The sequence below is a fragment of the Bacteroidia bacterium genome (assembly GCA_016218155.1).
GTDB lineage: Bacteria > Bacteroidota > Bacteroidia > Bacteroidales > GWA2-32-17 > GWA2-32-17.
In genome coordinates this window covers 1-19,901 of sequence record JACREQ010000078.1, presented here as the reverse complement: position 1 = coordinate 19,901, position 19,901 = coordinate 1, and the positions used below count along the sequence as shown (strand labels likewise).

The 19,901-nt window shown below is 30.3% G+C and carries 23 protein-coding genes; 8 read left to right on the top strand and 15 right to left on the bottom strand.

What is annotated here, in order from left to right:
* Positions 1-145: 145 nt before the first annotated feature.
* From HY951_14325 to HY951_14295, 7 genes are all read left to right on the top strand, one after another.
* On the top strand, positions 146-1,249 hold the full coding sequence (locus tag HY951_14325; protein MBI5541238.1) for a phage integrase SAM-like domain-containing protein: 1,104 nt from the start codon (positions 146-148) through the stop codon (positions 1,247-1,249).
* The gene (locus tag HY951_14320; protein MBI5541237.1) at positions 1,230-2,408 is read left to right on the top strand and encodes a site-specific integrase; all 1,179 of its coding nucleotides are present in this window, start codon (positions 1,230-1,232) and stop codon (positions 2,406-2,408) included. Before HY951_14325 ends, HY951_14320 begins: the two co-directional genes overlap by 20 nt.
* Positions 2,409-2,514: 106 nt before the next feature.
* Positions 2,515-3,627 carry a site-specific integrase gene (locus tag HY951_14315; protein MBI5541236.1) on the top strand — a complete coding sequence of 371 codons (1,113 nt, stop codon included), beginning with the start codon at positions 2,515-2,517 and terminating at the stop codon, positions 3,625-3,627.
* 98 nt (positions 3,628-3,725) lie between these two features.
* A complete protein-coding gene (locus HY951_14310) occupies positions 3,726-4,442 on the top strand; it encodes a hypothetical protein (protein MBI5541235.1) in 717 nt (238 codons plus the stop codon).
* A 158-nt stretch (positions 4,443-4,600) separates the two neighbouring features.
* Complete coding sequence (locus HY951_14305) at positions 4,601-4,948, top strand: helix-turn-helix domain-containing protein (GenBank protein ID MBI5541234.1); 348 nt, start codon at positions 4,601-4,603, stop codon at positions 4,946-4,948.
* A gap of 41 nt (positions 4,949-4,989) precedes the next feature.
* Positions 4,990-5,196 carry a hypothetical protein gene (locus tag HY951_14300; GenBank protein ID MBI5541233.1) on the top strand — a complete coding sequence of 69 codons (207 nt, stop codon included), beginning with the start codon at positions 4,990-4,992 and terminating at the stop codon, positions 5,194-5,196.
* Positions 5,197-5,265: 69 nt separating this feature from the next.
* Complete coding sequence (locus HY951_14295; GenBank protein ID MBI5541232.1) at positions 5,266-5,811, top strand: hypothetical protein; 546 nt, start codon at positions 5,266-5,268, stop codon at positions 5,809-5,811.
* A gap of 476 nt (positions 5,812-6,287) precedes the next feature.
* Here the strand turns inward: HY951_14295 and HY951_14290 are convergent, their stop codons facing one another.
* From HY951_14290 to HY951_14220, 15 genes are all read right to left on the bottom strand, one after another.
* Positions 6,288-6,521, bottom strand: a complete 234-nt coding sequence (locus tag HY951_14290) for a hypothetical protein (protein MBI5541231.1) — start codon at positions 6,519-6,521, stop codon at positions 6,288-6,290.
* 45 nt (positions 6,522-6,566) lie between these two features.
* Entirely contained in the window at positions 6,567-6,998 is a 432-nt protein-coding gene (locus HY951_14285) for a hypothetical protein (GenBank protein ID MBI5541230.1), read from the bottom strand.
* A gap of 21 nt (positions 6,999-7,019) precedes the next feature.
* The gene (locus tag HY951_14280; protein MBI5541229.1) at positions 7,020-8,168 is read right to left on the bottom strand and encodes a type II secretion system F family protein; all 1,149 of its coding nucleotides are present in this window, start codon (positions 8,166-8,168) and stop codon (positions 7,020-7,022) included.
* Positions 8,158-8,640: a prepilin-type N-terminal cleavage/methylation domain-containing protein gene (locus HY951_14275; GenBank protein ID MBI5541228.1), complete on the bottom strand. Its 483-nt coding sequence runs from the start codon at positions 8,638-8,640 to the stop codon at positions 8,158-8,160. Before HY951_14275 ends, HY951_14280 begins: the two co-directional genes overlap by 11 nt.
* Complete coding sequence (locus HY951_14270; protein ID MBI5541227.1) at positions 8,641-9,018, bottom strand: prepilin-type N-terminal cleavage/methylation domain-containing protein; 378 nt, start codon at positions 9,016-9,018, stop codon at positions 8,641-8,643.
* Positions 9,006-10,259: a hypothetical protein gene (locus tag HY951_14265; GenBank protein ID MBI5541226.1), complete on the bottom strand. Its 1,254-nt coding sequence runs from the start codon at positions 10,257-10,259 to the stop codon at positions 9,006-9,008. The genes HY951_14270 and HY951_14265 overlap by 13 nt, the downstream gene beginning before the upstream one ends.
* A gap of 15 nt (positions 10,260-10,274) precedes the next feature.
* Entirely contained in the window at positions 10,275-10,946 is a 672-nt protein-coding gene (locus tag HY951_14260; GenBank protein MBI5541225.1) for a hypothetical protein, read from the bottom strand.
* Positions 10,947-11,019: 73 nt separating this feature from the next.
* Complete coding sequence (locus tag HY951_14255; protein ID MBI5541224.1) at positions 11,020-11,523, bottom strand: hypothetical protein; 504 nt, start codon at positions 11,521-11,523, stop codon at positions 11,020-11,022.
* Entirely contained in the window at positions 11,513-12,484 is a 972-nt protein-coding gene (locus HY951_14250; GenBank protein MBI5541223.1) for a hypothetical protein, read from the bottom strand. The genes HY951_14255 and HY951_14250 overlap by 11 nt, the downstream gene beginning before the upstream one ends.
* Entirely contained in the window at positions 12,477-13,016 is a 540-nt protein-coding gene (locus tag HY951_14245) for a hypothetical protein (GenBank protein ID MBI5541222.1), read from the bottom strand. The genes HY951_14250 and HY951_14245 overlap by 8 nt, the downstream gene beginning before the upstream one ends.
* Positions 13,016-14,239 (bottom strand): hypothetical protein, encoded by a 1,224-nt coding sequence (locus HY951_14240; protein ID MBI5541221.1) that lies wholly within the window; start codon positions 14,237-14,239, stop codon positions 13,016-13,018. Before HY951_14240 ends, HY951_14245 begins: the two co-directional genes overlap by 1 nt.
* Positions 14,239-16,149: a general secretion pathway protein GspD gene (locus HY951_14235; protein ID MBI5541220.1), complete on the bottom strand. Its 1,911-nt coding sequence runs from the start codon at positions 16,147-16,149 to the stop codon at positions 14,239-14,241. Before HY951_14235 ends, HY951_14240 begins: the two co-directional genes overlap by 1 nt.
* A 12-nt stretch (positions 16,150-16,161) precedes the next feature.
* Positions 16,162-17,601 (bottom strand): type II/IV secretion system protein, encoded by a 1,440-nt coding sequence (locus tag HY951_14230; GenBank protein MBI5541219.1) that lies wholly within the window; start codon positions 17,599-17,601, stop codon positions 16,162-16,164.
* On the bottom strand, positions 17,594-18,127 hold the full coding sequence (locus HY951_14225) for a prepilin peptidase (protein MBI5541218.1): 534 nt from the start codon (positions 18,125-18,127) through the stop codon (positions 17,594-17,596). The genes HY951_14230 and HY951_14225 overlap by 8 nt, the downstream gene beginning before the upstream one ends.
* Positions 18,127-18,543 (bottom strand): type II secretion system protein, encoded by a 417-nt coding sequence (locus tag HY951_14220; GenBank protein MBI5541217.1) that lies wholly within the window; start codon positions 18,541-18,543, stop codon positions 18,127-18,129. The genes HY951_14225 and HY951_14220 overlap by 1 nt, the downstream gene beginning before the upstream one ends.
* Before the next feature lie 130 nt (positions 18,544-18,673).
* On the opposite strand from HY951_14220, the gene HY951_14215 reads away from it, so the two are divergent.
* Positions 18,674-19,768 (top strand): tyrosine-type recombinase/integrase, encoded by a 1,095-nt coding sequence (locus HY951_14215; protein MBI5541216.1) that lies wholly within the window; start codon positions 18,674-18,676, stop codon positions 19,766-19,768.
* The last annotated feature ends 133 nt before the right edge of the window (positions 19,769-19,901 follow it).

Sequence of the window (19,901 nt, the reverse complement as noted above, 5' to 3'; positions counted from 1 at the left end):
TTCCTCTATCCTTTATTAACTCACCATTACAGCGTATTACATAATTTCACACAAAACAAATATTTGCTTTTTAAAGTAAAGTTTTGTTACTTTGCGTTACCTGAATGTTACTCACGAGTGACAAATAGTTAAAAGTGACAAAAAGATGATTACAATACGCTATAAGCCCTTACACAACGGAGAATACAGCATTTATTTAGATATTTATTCAGCCGGAAAACGTGAACGGAAATTTACAGGTCTTCGTTCATCGAAAGATTACACAAAAACAAAATTTGTCTCTAAAGAAGATTTTGATGCAATAGAAAAAGCCAAAAAGATAGTTAATGAACTTTCAAGTGAAATCACAAAAAATAAAAAAGATACCGTGATTTCTCTAATAGAATTTATTCAAACTACAGAAAAAAACCAATCTTCATATAAAAAACTAGTAATGCACCTGCAATTGTTTAGTGGTAAAAAAGATTTATCCTTCGATATTATTTCTAAACAGTGGATCAATAGTTTTCAATCATACCTTAATAAACAATTGGCAGAATCTTACTCTAACGACTTACTTTTATCATTTAGAAAATTGTTAAATGATGCTGTTAAGTCGGGCTATATTAAGACTAACCCTTTATCAGAATACAAAAAAATCAATTCTTCTTTTGATCGTCATTTTCTAAAAGATAATGAAATAGAGGCTTTGGAATCTACTTCAACTACTTTTAATCCACTTATCAGATTAGCTTTTTTCTTTTCCTTACATTCCGGTTTAACATGGGAACAAGTAATTACATTAACATGGGAACAAATCAAAGTAGATAAGAAAAAGAAAAAAGAAGTCTGGACTATCACAATTAATGGATATTTAAACCATGCGATTTACACTAATGAACTTTCTGAGTTTGCTATTTCACTTTTAAAAGAAGTTGCTTCAATAAAAGTTTCTCCAGAGAATGTAAACAACAAATTTCAAACAGATAAAAACGGTTCTGTAAACGTTTGCACACTCTCAGGAAACGTTTTTAAACATTTACCAAACAAGCCAAACGTTAATATAAAACTTCGTTTATGGGGAGCAATGGCAGGAATTGAGAAAAACGTTTGTTTTAGCATGGCACGCAATACTTATGCTATGAATCAAGTTAAGAATGGTGTCAAAAAACAACAATTAAAACGTTTATTAAACGTTTCCAGAACTTATTATATAAGAGTTTACGAAAGAATGAGTAAAGAAATAGCTTATGATAAACCTACGATATAAAAAACTCTCTACAGGGAAATTCAGCATCTACCTTGATTATACAATTCGGGGTAAAGAAGGTAAATCCCAACGTGAATATGAGTTTCTGAAAATTCATGTATCAAAAGACTACAGCCATTCAAAAAGAATAACATCAGATGATAAGCCATTGATGGAGCTTGCTCAAAGTATCCGTTCTAAAAGGGAACTTGAAATGTACGGTACTGTAAAAGGATTAAATGCAAGTTCTAAAAGAGTAAATGTATCCCTACTGGCATTTGTTAAGAAAGAATATTTACGAACCAATAGAAGAAGTTACCTTGCGTTTAGCAAGCATATAGAACAGTTTTCCAAAGGTAAGGATATCCTTTTTTCAGATGTAAACACAGTATTTATTGAAGATTTTGCACAATATCTTAAAAAATTAACTTCTCATAACACAACAATACTTTATCTTGAAAACCTAAAAACTATACTTAACAGAGCAATACGTCAAGAAATAATTGTAGCAAATCCATTTATCAGGTACAAGATTTCTGTAAAACAGGATATTGATCGTACTTTTCTTGAACTACATGAAGTAAAAAAACTAAACGAAACACCTTGTAACTGCGAACCGCAAGTCAGACAAGCATTTTTATTTTCTTGTTTTACAGGATTACGTTTATCTGATATAACAACGTTGAAAAAGGAACACATACAAATAGATAAAGACAAAGACGGTAACTCTTTCCATGTTTTAGTTATCAGACCAATCAAAACTACCAGAACATCGGGTCAACTTCTGAAAGCTCCACTATCAGAACAAGCAGTTAAAATTCTTGCAGAGGTAAAAAGTAGTTCTAAAAGCGAACTATTATTTGATGCTTTACCACAAAAGCAAGTGATAAATAACTGGCTAAAGAAATGGATTAAATCAGCAAATATTTCAAAAAACCTTCATTTTCATTCAGCACGTCATACCTTCGCTACACTTTGTTTAACATCAGGTATTGATATTTATACTGTAAGCAAACTTTTAGGTCATACACGTATTGATGCTACACAGATTTATGCAAAAATCATTGATGAAAAGAAACAAAAGGAAGTAAAGAAGTTTCCGGCATTCATTGAAAGAAAAAAGGAAGTAAAAACAACAAAGAGCAAAATTAAAAAGAGAAAGAAAAAAGTTATTAAGTAATGAAGTTAACAGGTTATAAAGTTACTAAGTTATTAAGTAATTAATAACAAATAACTTAATGACTCAATAACCAAACAACAAACAATGAACAATAAAACATAATGCTATGATACAAGTTCGATATAAATCACTCAAATCAGGTAAATACAGTCTTTACTTAGATATTTTCTCAACAGACGATCAAGGAAATAAGAAACGTCAATATGAGTTTTTGAAGCTTTATACTCAAAAGGATTACAGTAAACTTAAAAATATCATTGCTGACGATAGAAATATTGTTGATCTGGCAGAAGACATTCGCAAAAAACGAGAAATGGAGTTGACCGGAGAAATCAAAGGATTACGAACTAAACAAAGAACTACACATCAGTCAGCCTACGAATATTTACGTGCTTATCAGAGAAAGACTGGAGATTTTCATATAAAAACACTCATTTATCATCTGAATAATTTCTCAGAAGGTCAGGATGTGAAATTTATGGATATTACAACTGAGTGGATTAGTAATTTACAGGATTACCTGACAAAAAGAGTATCTCATAACACAATGAAAGGTTATCTTAAAATATTTAGGGCAAGAATTAAAGATGCTTATCGGAATGATATTATTAATATTAATCCTTTTGATAAATTTGATATGCCTCACGAGTTGGAAACAAGAAGAACTACTCTGGATGTAGAGGAAGTACAAAAGCTAATAGCAACCCCTTTTCCTTCACATCCTCATGTACGTTTGGTGTTTTTATTTTCCTGCTTTACAGGACTTAGAGTATCCGACTGTGAAGCTCTACTTTGGAAGGATATTTCCGTAGAGAGAGACAAATCAAAAAAAAGGATACATTTATTAAATATACGTCCCATAAAAACACAAAGCACTTCCGGTAAAATATTAAAAGTACCTCTTACCGAATCAGCCATTGCTATTTTAGATGAAGTGAAGCAGGAAAAGAACAATTCCGAAAAAGTGTTTTGTAATTTTCCTACTCAGAGAAATGCCCGGAATCTACTTAAGCTTTGGGCTGCAAAAGCAAAAATTAAGAAAAATGTACATTTCCATGTTGCTCGTCATTCTTTCGCAACAATAAGCCTTACTTATGGTATGGACGTTTATACTGTGAGCAAACTTTTGGGACACGTTAATCTTCGCCATACGGAAATTTATGCTAAAATTGTAGATGAAAAGAAAAGGCATGAAATCCAAAAATTACCTACATTGTAATCAAAAAAAATATAAATATGTCAACTAATCTCGATACCTATTTTAGCGAAACTACTGAACGCTATTTTAACCGTTTGGTTAATATTTACAAAAACCGCATGGCAAAAGCCAATGATAAGGATTATACCCATAATGAATTTGCAAATTATTGTGTAGCGGTTCTGGAAATTCGTTATAAAGCCAGTGAGAGGGAGGTAATTGTTAATGTTCTGGAACATGAATATAAAATCGGCAAAGAGTTTTCGCTTGTTATAAAAATTTTACGTAAAGAAATACATCAACAGATTCTCAATGATACTATAGACTTTATTGAAATAATACCGGGCAAAGAAACTCCGACATTTGATGAAACAATTCCTAAGAAAAAACCGGAAAATTATTTCATAGATCAATATTCAGATTTGGAGTTAGTACGAATATTTTCAGAATATAAAGCCTATGAAAAATTTAACGAGTTTTTGAATTCAGAAATACTAAATAAAGAAATTGAAAAAAGATTAAGAAGAGCAAAATTACTCCACCCTGAAAAAGAGACCGAAGAAAAAATAAAGGATTTTACAACAGCACGACAGGTTTTAGCTGTTCATTATCTTTTAAAATATGAAAATGTAAAAAATGTAGATAAAACAGAAATTGCCCGGTTTATTCAGTTTCTCACAGGAAAAAACTTCGACAATATCTATAAAAAATTACAAAATCCCTTTAAGGTTAATGATAAATCAGTAAAAGATGACCTTCGCTTTATAAGATTATATTTTGAAAAGATGGGAATGGAGGAAGTGGTGAAGATGATTAATAATGAAATTGCTGTATAAAATTAATTTTCTGATTATTTAAAATCAGAAAAAGTTTCTTTTTGCAAAAATAATCGTATTGATAATCAATATGATTAAACATTTAGGGTGCACCCATAGGGTCACCCTAACTTTGTTTTTGATAGCAATTTTGGGTAAAGTTTATAATTCTTTATCAAATGGAAAATCTTGTATTCACTCAGCTATCAGTCCAGGAAGTACGCAACATGCTTCGGGAAGAAGTGCGACAGGCACTCAGGGAATTTGGTCATAACCCGACCAAAGACAACACAGAAAATGATTTGTTAAACATTCAGGAAGTAGCAAAGAAACTTAATCTGGCTGTTCCCAGTATTTACGGTCTGGTTCACCGAAGACAAATACCTTATATCAAAAGGGGTAAAAAACTCATTTTTGAGAAATCTCAGGTAGAAGAATGGCTTAAAAACGGAAGGCAGAAAACTATCTATGATTCCGAAAAACAAGCCGAAGATTATATATACAAAAAAGATCATCTGGAAGGCTAATTCTATTTACCAATTATTAATCAAGTTAAAATTCAAAAAAAATGAAAACGAGAACCTTTGAAGTTCCGGCAGAGCAAATGCCTGAATTTGCCGAGATCATCGGTAATCATGAACTGGATAATGATATTCAGGGAATCAATGATGACAATGAGATTATTGTCGATGTCTATTACGAAACGGGAGAACGTCTGGCTGTATTTGAACTCACAGAACTACTCGATCCAGACGATGAAGAAGACGATGATTAACCTCTAAAGAATTCATTTGAGGGCAAAGGCTATGCTTTTGCCCTTTTTTAAGACCTTAAAACTAAAATTATGAACGCAACTACCGGAATCCGCCTTGAAGTGCCACAGAGCTTATATGAAAGCTTACAGACCGAACAGGAAAAACGCAGAATAAAAACAGGTAAAAAACCTGCTTTGGCTGCTATAATTATGGATTTCTGCTCTGAAAAGCTGGAAGAAAACGAAAATGCACATTCTTTTGTACACAGTGTACATGAAAGCATTCACAGTTCTGAAATCTCAAATTCAGGGATAAATAAAACAGGTTCTGATAATGAGAAGAAGCTCAGACAATGGGAAGAACAACTTGCAATAAAGAATAAATCCTTACAGGAACAGGAAAGAAAACTAAAGGAACAGGAAAAAGAAATTTTCAAAGAAAAAATTGAAGTCCTTGACCTTAAAAGTAAAGTACTGGATGAAAGAGAAAAAATTCAACAGAAAGCTCAGGAAGGAATGGAGAAGGTTATTGAACATAAACTCCTTCAAAGCGAATTAAAATTCAAAGACGAAAGAATTCAGCGATTAGAGAATGAACTTAGCTTAGCAAAGAGCAAACCACAAAGAACCCATTAAAATCGTAAGGAAATCGAACCAAAAACATTTTGAGGGCAGTTTTAGAGTTATATACAGACCGCCATTGTCGAAAATCGCAAAATATTACTATTCTATATTAACAAATAAAGTAAGGTAGATTGCTTTCAAATTAATCCCTTGCTCTTTATTACGAAGCAAGGATTAATCACTCAAATATCAAGTCTGATTACATTCTAGTCGAATTTCTGTAAAATTTTAATGATTTTTTTTGTACACTTTTTATTTTCCAATTTGAAAAACGGAGAAAATGGTCGTTTTCTGGTCGAAAAAAGATAAAATTCATGTGCGAAATAAATTTTTTAATGTGCACTTTGGTTTTTTCGGGCGTTTTTTGGCGTTTTTTAGATATTAACCGAATAGAATAATGATTTTCTCATTTTTTTCCGTCAATTCATGATGTTTTTTATTCGCCAGAGTCAAAAACTTGAAGAATATTAAGAATTTTAAGTAAAAATCTACGATTTTTTTTTATTTTTAAAGTCTTTTCTTATTTTATCAAGTTTATCACGCAGATCAAAAATATCATTTCTCTCTAAAGTTTCCATTATAATTTTTTGGAGAAAATAATCCTCTGCAAAATCTTTGTCAGTTTTTAGTTGAAATTCAAAATTAATTAAATCGTCTCCTTTCAATTCACTATCATAGTATTTTTCAAATAAAATAGTACGTTCATGCGATTTGTTTTTCATAATAAATTATCCAAACTTCATCATCTTTGTTTTTGCAAAATTCGATTAATTCAAAGATGGATATTTTATTTCACTATAAGATATTCTCGGATCTATAACACTTTGTAAAGCATTAAACGCTGCAATAAATCTTTTGTTTTCATCTTCTCCTTCATCTAATACCGAAACATAATCTAATTCTTTATTCATTTCTTGTCTTACTGCTTTTACTTCATCAATAGTATCACGTGGTTCTACCAATTGAACGTCGGAATGAAGAATTTCGAGGAGAGCATAGTCACTTCCATTATTCAGACTTTCCCAAATATATTCTTTGGGAAGTTGTTTCAGAGTAATACTATCCAGCTCTATTTCAAGTTGCAGTTCATCTAAATCATATATTTCAATTATCCGACCTTGCCATCCGAAAATTTTATATTTTTCAAATTCAGAATCTAATACGCCTATCTTTACTTTAACGCTATCTCCGATTTTCATATTTTCATTTATTTAAAAATATTATCCGTACACACTTGTACTAATACTAAACAATGGCAAATACATTGCTACAAGAATAATTCCTACAAGAATACCAACAAAAATAATTAAAATCGGTTCAAGTAGACTACTCAGCATACTTATTTTATGTTCCAGTTCTTCCGAGTAGTGTTTATTGAGTTTATCGAAAATTTTATCGAGTTGATTGACTTCTTCACCCACACGAACCAATGAAATAACACGTTTCTCGAAAATCGGAAACTTATTCATGCTCTCATATAACAAAGAACCTTTTAAAATATCCTGCTGAATTTTTTCCAATGCTTTTTCAAAAGGATAAAATCCAATCATATTTTGTACAAGCTCGATGGATTTTAACATTGGTGTATGCGAACCCATTAACATGGACATCGATTGACAAAAACGGGATATGTAAATTTTCTTGGCAATCGGGCCAAAGATGGGTAATCGCAAAATGATTTTACTTTTTAGTTTTCTGTACCAGTCTTTCTTTCGTTGTAAATAAATCAATAGTGCAATTCCTAAAGCAATAATAAAAAACCAACCTATATTTTTTGAAAATACATTTGAAACATCAATTATAAATTGTGTTAATGCTGGTAATTTTCCATTAAAGCGTTTAAATACATCAACAAACATAGGAACTATAAAATTCATCATAAATATTACAGCTATTACAGCAGTAACAAGAACCATAATAGGATAAGTAAAAGAATTTACTAATTGTCTTTTTTGTTTTACTTTTTTATTAAGAAATTCAGCCAAATCCTCAAGTACTTCATTTATTCTACCACTCTCTTCTCCTATTTTTAAACTGAAATGTTCATATACGGTAAATTTCCCGGAATCCATGATTGCTTCGGATAAACTTTTTCCATTAATTACCTGTTTATAGATTGATTCGAAAAGGGCTTTGTCGTTTTTTTTCTTTTGTTCTTCGATAACTAATTCAAGTGCAGTTTTAACATCAATCCCGGAAGAAAGTAACGTACTAAGTTCGGAAAAGAAATTTTCCTTTTTCTTATCATTTAGCTTGTTTCCGAAAAGAGAAATATCACGAGAAAAGAAATCAGCTATTTCGCTTTTCTTTTTCTCTTTGCGAACCTCTTTTTCATTGTTAGGTTTTATTTTCTTTATATCAATGCTCATTGTTAATTGGGTCTATATAAAATAACAAATCCCTGGAATATTCTTTTGTTATATGTAACGGAAAAATAGATTCTACTTGCTTAATGTTTACCAACAGATCATTAACGTATTTATTCTCATTATCTAAATAATTTACTTCTACTTCCTGAATCGGATTATAAAAAGTATCGGTAACATCATCTATTTTTCTTAAGATAAATTTACCTTCAAAACTATAATTGATGGTTTTTCCGGCTTCAAAAACCATTGTTAAATCAGAATTATCACCATGTACTTCATACGACTTCTCCATATCTGCACGCATTGTTGAGACCAACAGGAGCAACTCACTATCTATTTTACCCTTTTCTTTAAAATCCTGATAATATTGATTTAAATTCATGTAAACAGTAAGAGCAACGCCAATAACAATAGAACTGACAATCATTGCCACCATCAGTTCTACCATCGAAAATGCTCTTAATCTCTTCATTTAATTTGTGACTTGATTTGTTATTTCTGTGATTTGAACTCTTATAATTTCCTCACGTTCTATGATCGGCTTATTTTCTATGGTGAAAGCGGATATTTTCAAAATTTTAAGGGATTTTGTATTCGGATATTCTTCTGTTGTTTTTTTAATTATCATTCCGGGAAAATTAAATTCTTCATCAAGATAATTATATTCTTTTTTGGCTTCGTTTAAAATATTAGTGGTATAAATAATTGCTTCGAGTTTTTTACGATTTTTTCCCATTCCCGATAAATTCACAAACGCAAGTGTAGCAAGGCTAGACATGACTAAAATGATAATCATTGAGACAAGTACTTCGATCAAAGTAAACGAGGGTAGTTTTTTTATTGAAGCCATCGTATAATTTCTTTTTTCTTGCTTGATTCAAGTAAACTTATTCCAGTAAAATACTTTGATAATCCTTCGAAATTTACGGTAGCATTCAATAAATGATTTTCGTAAACTGATGAAGGTGTAGAAAGAATAAATCGTTTGCAATATAAGCTACCATTAACACATCCTTTATGATCTACTAAAGAATTACAATATACCTGTCCATTAATTACTACATCTTTCTCGATTTTTAAAATTGAACTGTTTTTCTGTTCTTCCTTTTCTTTGTACAATACAAGTGCACCAGAAAGTTCGGACTTTTCGCCAATACTAATAAATGATCTTGTTTTTGTATCCTTTTTATTCAGTAACGCTATTACAGTTGGATACTTCAAACGGCAATCTTCACCTACTTTTGCAGAATCTGAAACAAATGCCTGTAAAGTTCCTTGAAAATTATTTTCAATTATAACATAAGGTGCATAAATTACAGCATCACGAATTTGTACAGACTCTTTTATCTCAATCCCTTTAGTTGATTTGATAACAACGTTCCCTGAGATTATCTTATTTTCTAAAATAATTACTTGTTCAGAATAAATATAAAGTGTCTTTTTATTGAAATCATTAGAAATAGTGTCTTTTTCCTGTAACGCTTCAAACCAAATTAAACTATCCTGAACACTCGGTTTTCCTTCAAGCATGGCAACATTATAATCAACCATGCTTTTATTAAGCTCTGGCAAGTTCTTTTCACTTTGTTTTATTACACCTTCAACGAAGTTGGTTCCTGAAAAACTACTTCCTTCTATATACGCTCTTTTTATTCCCTTTTTTGGCAACCAGCATGTTCCTTTTAATAAAGTTTTACCACAAACATTCAGATAATCGCCCTGATCGCATAAGTATAAAGCCACTTTATCACCACTGAAAATATCATCACCAATCAGAGCTTTTTTTGAATAAGTAAATCTGTTCCAATTTCCACTACAAACTATAATCTGATAAAATCCCCATATTTTCTTTTGTAATGTTATTTCTCTTTCTTCATTGTCGAATAACTTTATTTTGTTTTGGTTTAAAGTTTCCGGCATTTCGAGGACAATATTCATAGCGGAATTCACATCACTAACAAGCCTTTCTTTAATAAATTCATCATCAAGATAACGGCTTTGATAAAATGTCCAAAGAATAAAGAAACCGGATAATAATGCGATAATAATTGAAATAAAAACTGCGTAAAGTAATGCAGCGGCTTTTACCATGTTTTCGTTAAAAAATTAATGTTCTAAGTTTGTGTTAGAAGTTTTGTTATTTTCAGTTTCGATTGCATTATTTTTATCTTTCTTTTTCCAGAAAGGTTTTTTAACGGGTTTATCACTTTTAGTATTCTCTTCTACTTTTGAATTATTTTTATCTTTTTGAGGATTTTCTTTCTTTACCTTTTTTTCTTTAGAGACTTTCTCATCCACAACTTTTACCGTTGTATCTTTTAGCTCTTTAATAATTTCTTTATCCTTTTGATACATCTTTGTAATTGTTGTATCGGGAGAAACTATAGTACATTTGCCTTGTCTTAAACCTTTTCTGTAATTTGTTGTGGTAATAATTTTTCCTGTTTCGTTTATTGCAATTACCTTACCATTCCGATAACCATTTTTCATATTTTCAATTAGTCTTATTCCACCTTTTGCGTTCCATGTTTTCCATTCTCCTTTTTTAAGACCTTTTTTAAAAATTCCTTGAGTTATTAAGTTTCTATCTTTATCAAAAACAAAATATTTTCCATCTAAAAGTTTTCCGTAATATCCTCCGGCATTTCTTTCGATTTTGTCAGAATTATACCAATAGTAAACGAAACTATTTTTCGGTTTAAGATTTGTTTTTTTTAGCAGTATGATAGCTTTTACAGTAGAATCGCTATTATTTACTATAATTTCTGTTCGCTTCATTTTGGCTGGGTTTTGTGCAAAACCAACTAAATTAATAAGCAGTAATATAAAGATTAGTGATAATTTCATATTGTTATTTAATCTTGATAATTGTTTTAAAATCCTCTGAATATTTAACTGTTACAGAATCATTGTATAATTTTATTATTTCCACTTCGGAAACAATATTTCCCTGATGAATAATAAAATCCTTTCCATTAATTTTCAAAATACTGGTCTGGTTTTTTGATTTTTGATTGACTATAATCCCAAGATATATTAGTTTAGGCCAGCTAATAGCTTTTTTTTCAATTTTGGGAATTTCTTTTTGCTTTTCTGTTTTTATAATTCTCTGACTACTCTGATTTGTATTTTGAACATTTGTTACAACTGACTTTCCCAGAAACGGATCACGATAACTGGCAACCAATTGAAAAGTATCTGTTATTGTATTCTGTTCGTTTTTTTGTTTTGGAGTATTTTGAGTTAATATTTCATCTTCATCGGTATTAACATATGTCAAAAACTTATATGCAATAGTGCCCCAAATAAGCACTACTAAAAAAATCAATATATATCTTACTGATTTATTTTTCATAAATAAATTTCTTCCAGGAACTCATAGTGCCAATATTCCCTGCTGCATCAATTGGTTTTATTCGCCAAAAATAAGTATCGGCAGTTTGCATAGTATATGTATAAGTTGTGTCAGTTACTAGAACTTTAAAAACACTTCCAGAAGCCGAAAATACAGAATCTGTAGAGAGAAATAGACTATCTTTCAGTGTTGAACCACTATTAGCTCCACGTGTCCATCTGAATGTAAGCAGAGAAGTTGTTAAAATACTATCGTTAATTGTAGCATTTGTTGCAGGATAAGTTAAAGTCGGTGTATTTGGTTGCGTAATATCTACAATTAGTGCTCTCGTTGAAAAAAGAGAAGTAGATGTTCCGTTTTGTGCCTGAACTCCCCAAACATAAGATCCTTCAGCTAAAGTAATATTAATATAATCTCCCGAAACTATCTGTGGATTAAATGCGAGAGAGCCATTCCAATCTGGTGTACGAATTTCAAAACGATAATCAGTTGCATTATATAGTTCATACCACTTGAATTGTAAAGTTGTTTGATTTGTTGCTAAACTATTTGTAGGTGAAATAAGAACCATTTGCTGACCAGATAAATTAGCTGTACTATCTATTTTTATAGAGTAAGTTGTATAAACCGTTTCACTATTTCCATTTATTGCTTTAACCCTCCACTGAAAAGTTCCAGGATAAAGAGTAAATGTGAATTTATTAGTTTTAACATTTGTATCTGCAACCATATGATTAATTGCTAAAAATGAAGAGTCAACAATTTGCAGATTATAGCTGGTTGCTCCTAAAACTTCCTCCCACATAAATGTTTGTGAAAGAGTTGTTGTTTGAAGATTATTAGTAGGAGAAATAATGGTAATTGTTTTACCAGTCAAGTCTTCTTCTATAATATCTTTACAGCTAGTAATAAATATTACAGGAAGAATTATCCATAATAAATTGAGCCATGTCTTATTCATTTCTTGCTTTTTTAAAGTTTTGAAAATAGAGTGTTGCAAAAAGTTTTGTAGCACCGGTTTTATAATCCTTTTGAGAAGCGAACCGCAGTGATACAATTTTTCCAAGACGAAATTTTTGTTCAAGGTTATAAACCAAGGTCAAAATCTTAACAAATGATCCTTCAACTACAACCTGATTTGTTTCCACTTCAAAATCCTGATTACTAAAATATATTGTTTGAGGAAATTCAGTTAATACTACATTATTTTGCTGACAATAACTACTAACTTTTTCTAGTAATACTTTCTGAAAATCGGTACTTGTATCAGGACTCATTCCTACAGATCTCTCAATGGTTGCAAGTTGTTGTTCTACATTTGAGATTTCGGCTGGTGCTGTTTGAATATTTTCTAATTGACTTTTATAGTCCTGACATTCTGAATATGAGCTAATTGTTTTTCTGAATGAAAGGTAATATGAAAGAAAAAGCATTACAACTACTCCAATTGCAAGTAGTTTTACTTTTTTATTATATGTTTTTCTTTCAGCCATTAATTAAAAATTAATTCTATTTTAAATTCACCTTTTACAACAGCATTTTCCTGTGAATAATTCAAAATGTTAATTTGTTTGACCCATTTTTGATGCTGTAGTTTTTTTATCCAATCGTTTAAAATATTTGAATTAGATGTTATTCCTGAAATAAGTATAGTATTACGATTAAATTCAGGAGCCTGATTTTCTTTTAATTTCTTATTTAATGGATTTATATCCATTATTGTCAATGTAATTGTTTCTGGTAATGACAAAGCTATCTGATCTGCAAAATATGATTGACGACTGCTTTCAGATAAATTATAATCTTTAAAAAATTCTTTTTTAAGTTTCAGTTCTGCTTTTAGGGTATCTAATCGCTTGATTAAATCTGTATTTAAACTCACTTTGTAAGATAAATCATTTGATTGATTCCGGTAGTTATCAAAAAGAAGAAAACTCACTAATAACAATATGAATATTAAAACCAGAGCAGACCAACCTCCAATAACAAATATTCGTTTATTCCAATATTCATCCGCTTGTTTTTGAATATTATCAGGCAATATCGTTTCATCAAACAAATCTAACAAATAACAAAACCCAGCAGTAAATGGCAATAATATACTGCCTTCAATGTTTTCAGTACCTACTTTAATAATTGATCCTGCTGTTTGGTTTGATGTACGGTTAATTTCAACAATTAGATTATCCTTTATCTGAAGCTGATTTGAAGGTATTTCAATTATGCTTTCATTGGCTTCAACATAATTTAATAAATGATTAATTAGAAATGGCCCAAGAGAAACATTTACTACTATTCTTCCTGCATCATTAAAAAGATTGTAAATTTCGTTTAATTGCTGAATTCTGATAAGCGAAATAAAAATAAAATCACCTTCTGTTTTGTGTTTTTCAAAATAAAATTCTGAGGAGTTTGAATTAGGGAATACCTGATTTAACAAGCTTTCATTAGAACTGTCTTTCTCCTCCATCACTTTTCTGATAATAACACCCTTGCCATCAATAACCAGTTGAACCGGAAGTGAAGATGGAAGAACTTTCATCAGTTCTTCAACGGTTGTAATTCCGTAATGTCTTTTAGTGATTTCTACTTTATTCTTTTTCTTTTGAAGTATAACAACAGAAAAGCTAAAGCTACCATCAGCTTTAATAATAACTGATACTCCGGCTACAGAATTGCCTTTTAATAGCTCTATTTTTTTTAGCTTTTGAAGCATTAATAAATCACTGTAGGTTTAATAAAAATATTGAGTTTACTTACTTTTTTCTCTTTGGTTCGGCTACTAAAAACCCATTTAATAATTGGTATTCTTGAGAGTAATGGAACACCTGTTCCAGATTCACTACTTCCATTTTCTTCAAGTCCACCCAACAAAACCATTTCTTCATTCTTAATTCGAATTAATGATTCAAAATTTCTGGTAACAGAACCAGGAGGTGCACTTGGGGAAATTCTTGCGGTAAAATCAGATTGTTTTACTTTAATTTCAAGTGTTACCTGATTATCGCCAGAGACAATTGGTTTTATTGTTATAGATAAATCAGCATTGATTGATTTATAAGTTCGTGTAGTAATATTTTGAGGATTTTGTGTACCTACTACATTATTTTGTTCTTCCATGTAATATTCCGTTTTACCAATACTTAATGTTGCTTCGTGACCATTAAGTGTAGACATTTTTGGTGTTGATCTTAAATGCAAAACTCCATTATCTTCAAGAGCCTTAATACTTAAATAAAAATTAGGAGTAACATGACCAAGATTAAACCAGCCAAATCCGTTAAATGAATTTATAAGATTATTAATTGTACTTGTACTGAAAGTCATGTCTATTCCCGGAAAAATACTTCCTGCGGTTTTCACTTGGGAATTATCACCTATTCCTGTTGAAATTCCTGTTGAAGTAATATGTTTCTTTGTAACATCAACAATCATTACTTCGATTAAAACAACAGGTACAACTTTATCTATGCTTCTGATAAAATCTTTAACAAGTTGCACTTTTGAGCTAATACCCGTTAGCAAAAGACTATTTAACTCAGGAAATTCTTTTATTTCAACATCTTTTTTTACATCAGCAGGAATTACCTCCATGATTTTTTCAACTGTTCTGAATTGCAACTGAACTACTTCAGATTCTTTTAAAACCATTACTTTTTGTTCACCCAACACATAAATATTATCATTCTTTCGATAAGTAAATTCGGTTCCATTTAAAACATTATCCAGAAATTCATCATAAGTCAAACCAGTAATTGTCATATCAACCGTTCCATCAATTTGGGAGACCACTGAATAATTTACATGTAATTTATCAGAAACATCTTTAATTAAATCAATTATTGGTGCATTAACAACGGATACATTAATACTATCCATAGAGTATATTTGTGCAGATATACTGGCATCTGTTGATTTTTTATTTTTCTTATTATCTCCTGTTGCTTTATTATCTAGTTTCTGGATTTCTTTTTTATCCAGAATATAAAAACCATCAGAGTTTTTTGTAAGACTTAAATCATTAGAGAATGCTAACATTTCAATTACCTGATCGAAAGGTTTATCCTGAACAAAACCATTAATTAATATTCCATTAAGTGAAGATGCAAGAATAATATTTTTACCAGACTGACGTGTTATCTCTTTTGTAACACTCACCAAAGTATCTTTTGTTAAATCAACAGAAAGCTGGTCATTTGCAGCAGTATATTTAATGTTAAGTTTTCTGGGGATAAATTTCACCTCTTCTATAGGAGCCTGATATTTTGCTACAGTAATAATTGTTCCAATTACATTTATTTCCAGATCAAATTCTTTAGCCATAAACATTAGCATGTCAAATACTCTAACATTAGAAAAATTATTTACTATGTTTATATTTAAATTAGGGTCAACTGAAATATTTATTTTTGCATTATTGGCAACTGCACGTAAAAACTCCTGAATTGATACACCACTCATTGAAATATCAACTGATTCGTCAATAGCAGGCATAGTTACAGAAAGTGCAGTCAGTTTTTTTTCAATAACTGTAAAACGGTCGGTTTGTGACCAAGCAGAGTTTACTATTCCCGAAAGAAAAATAAACCAGACTATTTTAAATATAATTCCTTTGATTTTTATCATTCTAATTTTTCATTATATCGTTGTCATAAGGATTGGATAGACTTCTTCGGCTGTTGTTAAGCCCTGTTCAAGAAGATTAAAAGCACTATCAGATAAACGAAGTATTCCCTTTTCTTTTAGTAAAGAACCTACATTCATGTCTCCGGCTTTTATCCGTTCCGATAAATTGTAATCCATAGTAATTACCTCATAAACTGCTCTACGTCCACGATAACCTGTATAATAGCATTTTTCACATCCTGTTGCAGTATATAAAGTTTCAAGTTTGCGTGGCAAAACAAAACTCTTTGGTAACAAAGAACTGTCATAAGGTACTTGTGTTTTGCAGTGTGGACATAAAACTCTAACAAGGCGTTGAGCAACAGAAAGACTCAAAGTATTAGCCAAAAGGAATGAAGGAACTTCCATATCTATAAGCCTTGAAATAGTTCCCCATGCAGAGTTTGTGTGAATTGTTGACAAAACAAGATGCCCCGTTAAAGCTGCACGTATTGCCATTTGTGCTGTTTCATTATCACGTATTTCACCTAACATTATAATATCCGGGTCTTGACGCAAAAATGTTCTTAATGCACTTGCAAAAGTCAAACCTATGCTTTCTTTTAATTGTACCTGATTAACTCCATCAAGTGTATATTCTATAGGATCTTCAATTGTAAGAATATTTACATTCTCTTTGTTAAGAATTTTTAAAGTTGCATATAAGGTAGTTGTTTTTCCGCTACCTGTAGGGCCACTAATAAGAATAATTCCATGAGGTTTCTTAATTCCTTCGTAATAATCCTCTAATTGTTGAGCGTTAAAACCAAGCGATGTAATATCAACATTTGTTGAATCTTTGCTTAAAAGTCTTAAAACAATTTTTTCGCCATATAAGGAAGGTAAAACTGAAACTCTTATATCAAATTTATCTTTTCCTGTATTAAAAAAAATTCTACCATCCTGTGGAAGTCTTTTTTCAGCAATATCAAGGTTTGATTTTATTTTTATTTTGTTAACTAAAGATGGGTATTCATCTTTTTTAATAACATATCTTTCTACTAATTTTCCATCAATTCTCAATCTTATGCGACAATTTTCTTCATAGGTTTCAATATGTATATCTGAGCTATTTATAGAATTTGCTTCAGAAATTAGTCGAAAAAGAAAATCATCACTTAACCTACCGTTTACTGAAAGTGTTTCTTCTCCGGTTTTTCCTTTTCCTTTTCTGTAATAAAGACTTAACGATTTCTGAACAATAGGAGAGGGAGTTTTTTCTAATGTTATTATTTTGCCAAAAAGGACTTCTAAATCATCCTTAATAGTTTCATTACATTTTAATACATCAATATAAAATTCAATATTTCCGTTGTTAGCTGCTTTTGGCAAAATACCATAATGCCAAGCCTGGTCTGCTGAAACCATCTGCAATAAATCAGTACTAATTGTTATATGATCTATCTCAGACATGGTAAAAACCTAATAAATTCGTTATATAACTATCATTTTGAAGTTTGCCCGGATAAAAAACAGATTCTATTATCAAAACACCTAATAAAATTGTAGCAACCAAGCCAGCCAGAGGCACTGTTTTTTCAGTGGTTTTTAAAATTAACAACGTGATTAAATGAATTAAAAGACTTAAAATAAAAGCAGAAACTAAAAATAGAATAAAGTTTATTGGTGAAAAAGCAAGGCATAAGCAAACAAAAAAGAGCCAATCGCCCAACCCAATATGTTGTCTCAATATATTAACCAGTTTTTTGGATTTAATGGAAAACCAAATTGTAACAAATAGAAATTGAATTAACACAATACTTAAATTAATTAATGAATTGTTTAAAACCTCTATTAAAGTACTTTCCTGAATTGAATAAAAAATAAGCGATATTGCTAAAAATGGAATAATTATCCAATGAATTTCACGCCACTTAAAATCCTGATAAGCGGTTATCAAAAGTAAAGTAAACAATGAAATATGAATTAGCCAAAACATTAGTCTTTGGTTGTTTCTTTAAGGTTTTGATTCTGGTCTATTTCCCACACATTAAAAACTCCATCACCGTCAAAATCAACTACAGCCGTTGCCACTGCTTTGAAACTATTAGTACTGGCTTCCACAACTTCGATTTTATAATTTGCTTTTCCGTTTTCTGTTACCAGTTTTGATTGTTCAAAACCTATTTCATCAATGATTTGCGTGTATTTAGAATTTTGATAAAAAAAACTTTTTTCTAGAGTGTATAAATGATTCAGTTGAACTTGTGCTTCTGTACTTTTAGCTTTGGTTATTAAAGGCATAAGTTCAGGCAAAGCTAATAGGATTAAAATTCCCATAATAACAAGAGCAACAAGTAGCTCCGTTAACGAAAAGGCTTTAAGCCTACTGTTATATATTTTAGACTTCAACATATCTGATTGACTTTATTTTCTATTACAATTGTATGAAAAATTTTCGTGAAGACAAAGAGTTAATATAACTATTAATATTCCTTTATAAAGATTATTACATTTGTTAAAATTTTCTAAATTAACAGAGGTCATGCTATCCAAAAGAGATAATATTAAAATCAACAAAACTACTGAATATGATTTCATTAAACTATATGATCAATTCCTAAAATATTCAACAAATGGTAAGCGATTGCAAAAAAACGGAAAACGAATTAGAAGTTCAAGTTTAAAGCCATATAAAGATTTAAGAAAACTATTAATTGACTTTTCTGATAAAAAACAGTTTAAGTTACGATTTTGCTCAGTAGCCAGATTAAAAAAAAGGGAACTTGTAGCAGAAAAAAAATATTGGACGGAATTTTACAATAGTTTCACTGATTATTTATATAATGAATGTGATTGTTACGATAATTATGTAGGAAGCAACATTAAAAAAATACGTACATTTTTTAATTACTTGAATAATGAACTTGAACTAAACATTGGCAATTTTCATAAATCGTTTTATGTTTTTACTGAGGAAATTCAAATTTTAACCCTTTCGCCTGAACAATTAAATTTTTTAATTTACAATAAAGAATTTGAAGAATCTTTACCTGAACATTTACAAAGAACTAAAGACATTTTTGTTTTTGGATGCACTGTTGCCCTACGTATTTCAGATTTATTTAAACTTACAAAGGATAATATAGAAAGATCAAATGGTAAGTTTTATTTAAAAGTAATATCTCAAAAAACAAATACTTACACGAGTGTTCTTTTACCTGATTATGCTTTAACGATAATTGACAAGTACAAAAATTACAGAAAAAATATTTTTCCTGTAATTTCAAATGCAAGGTTAAACTTAAATATAAAATCGCTTTTTGAGCTTACACCTTGGACTGACACATTTGTAAAAACACGTCAACGCAGAGGAATTTCTATACCTGTGTATAAAAACAAGAAAACTAAAGAGCCATATCGTTTTTGCGATTTAATTACCAGCCATACAATGCGTCGCACGGCAATTACAACTTTACTTTGTCTAAATATGTCTGAGAAAGCTGTACGTAAAATTTCAGGACATGCCCCAAATAGTAAGGAATTTTATAGATACGTTGAATTATCTCAAGAATATATGGATAATGAAACTGAAAAAGCATTTGACTTGTTAAAATCTAAAAAATCAATAGAAAAATAATTGTAAATTTATATCGTTAATTTAATTTGTTATACAAAAATATCAATTTCTTAACCATTGTATAATTATAATATTTATACTGTTACATCAATACATAACCCTTCGGGCGGGATGCTAATGCCACAACGTAATT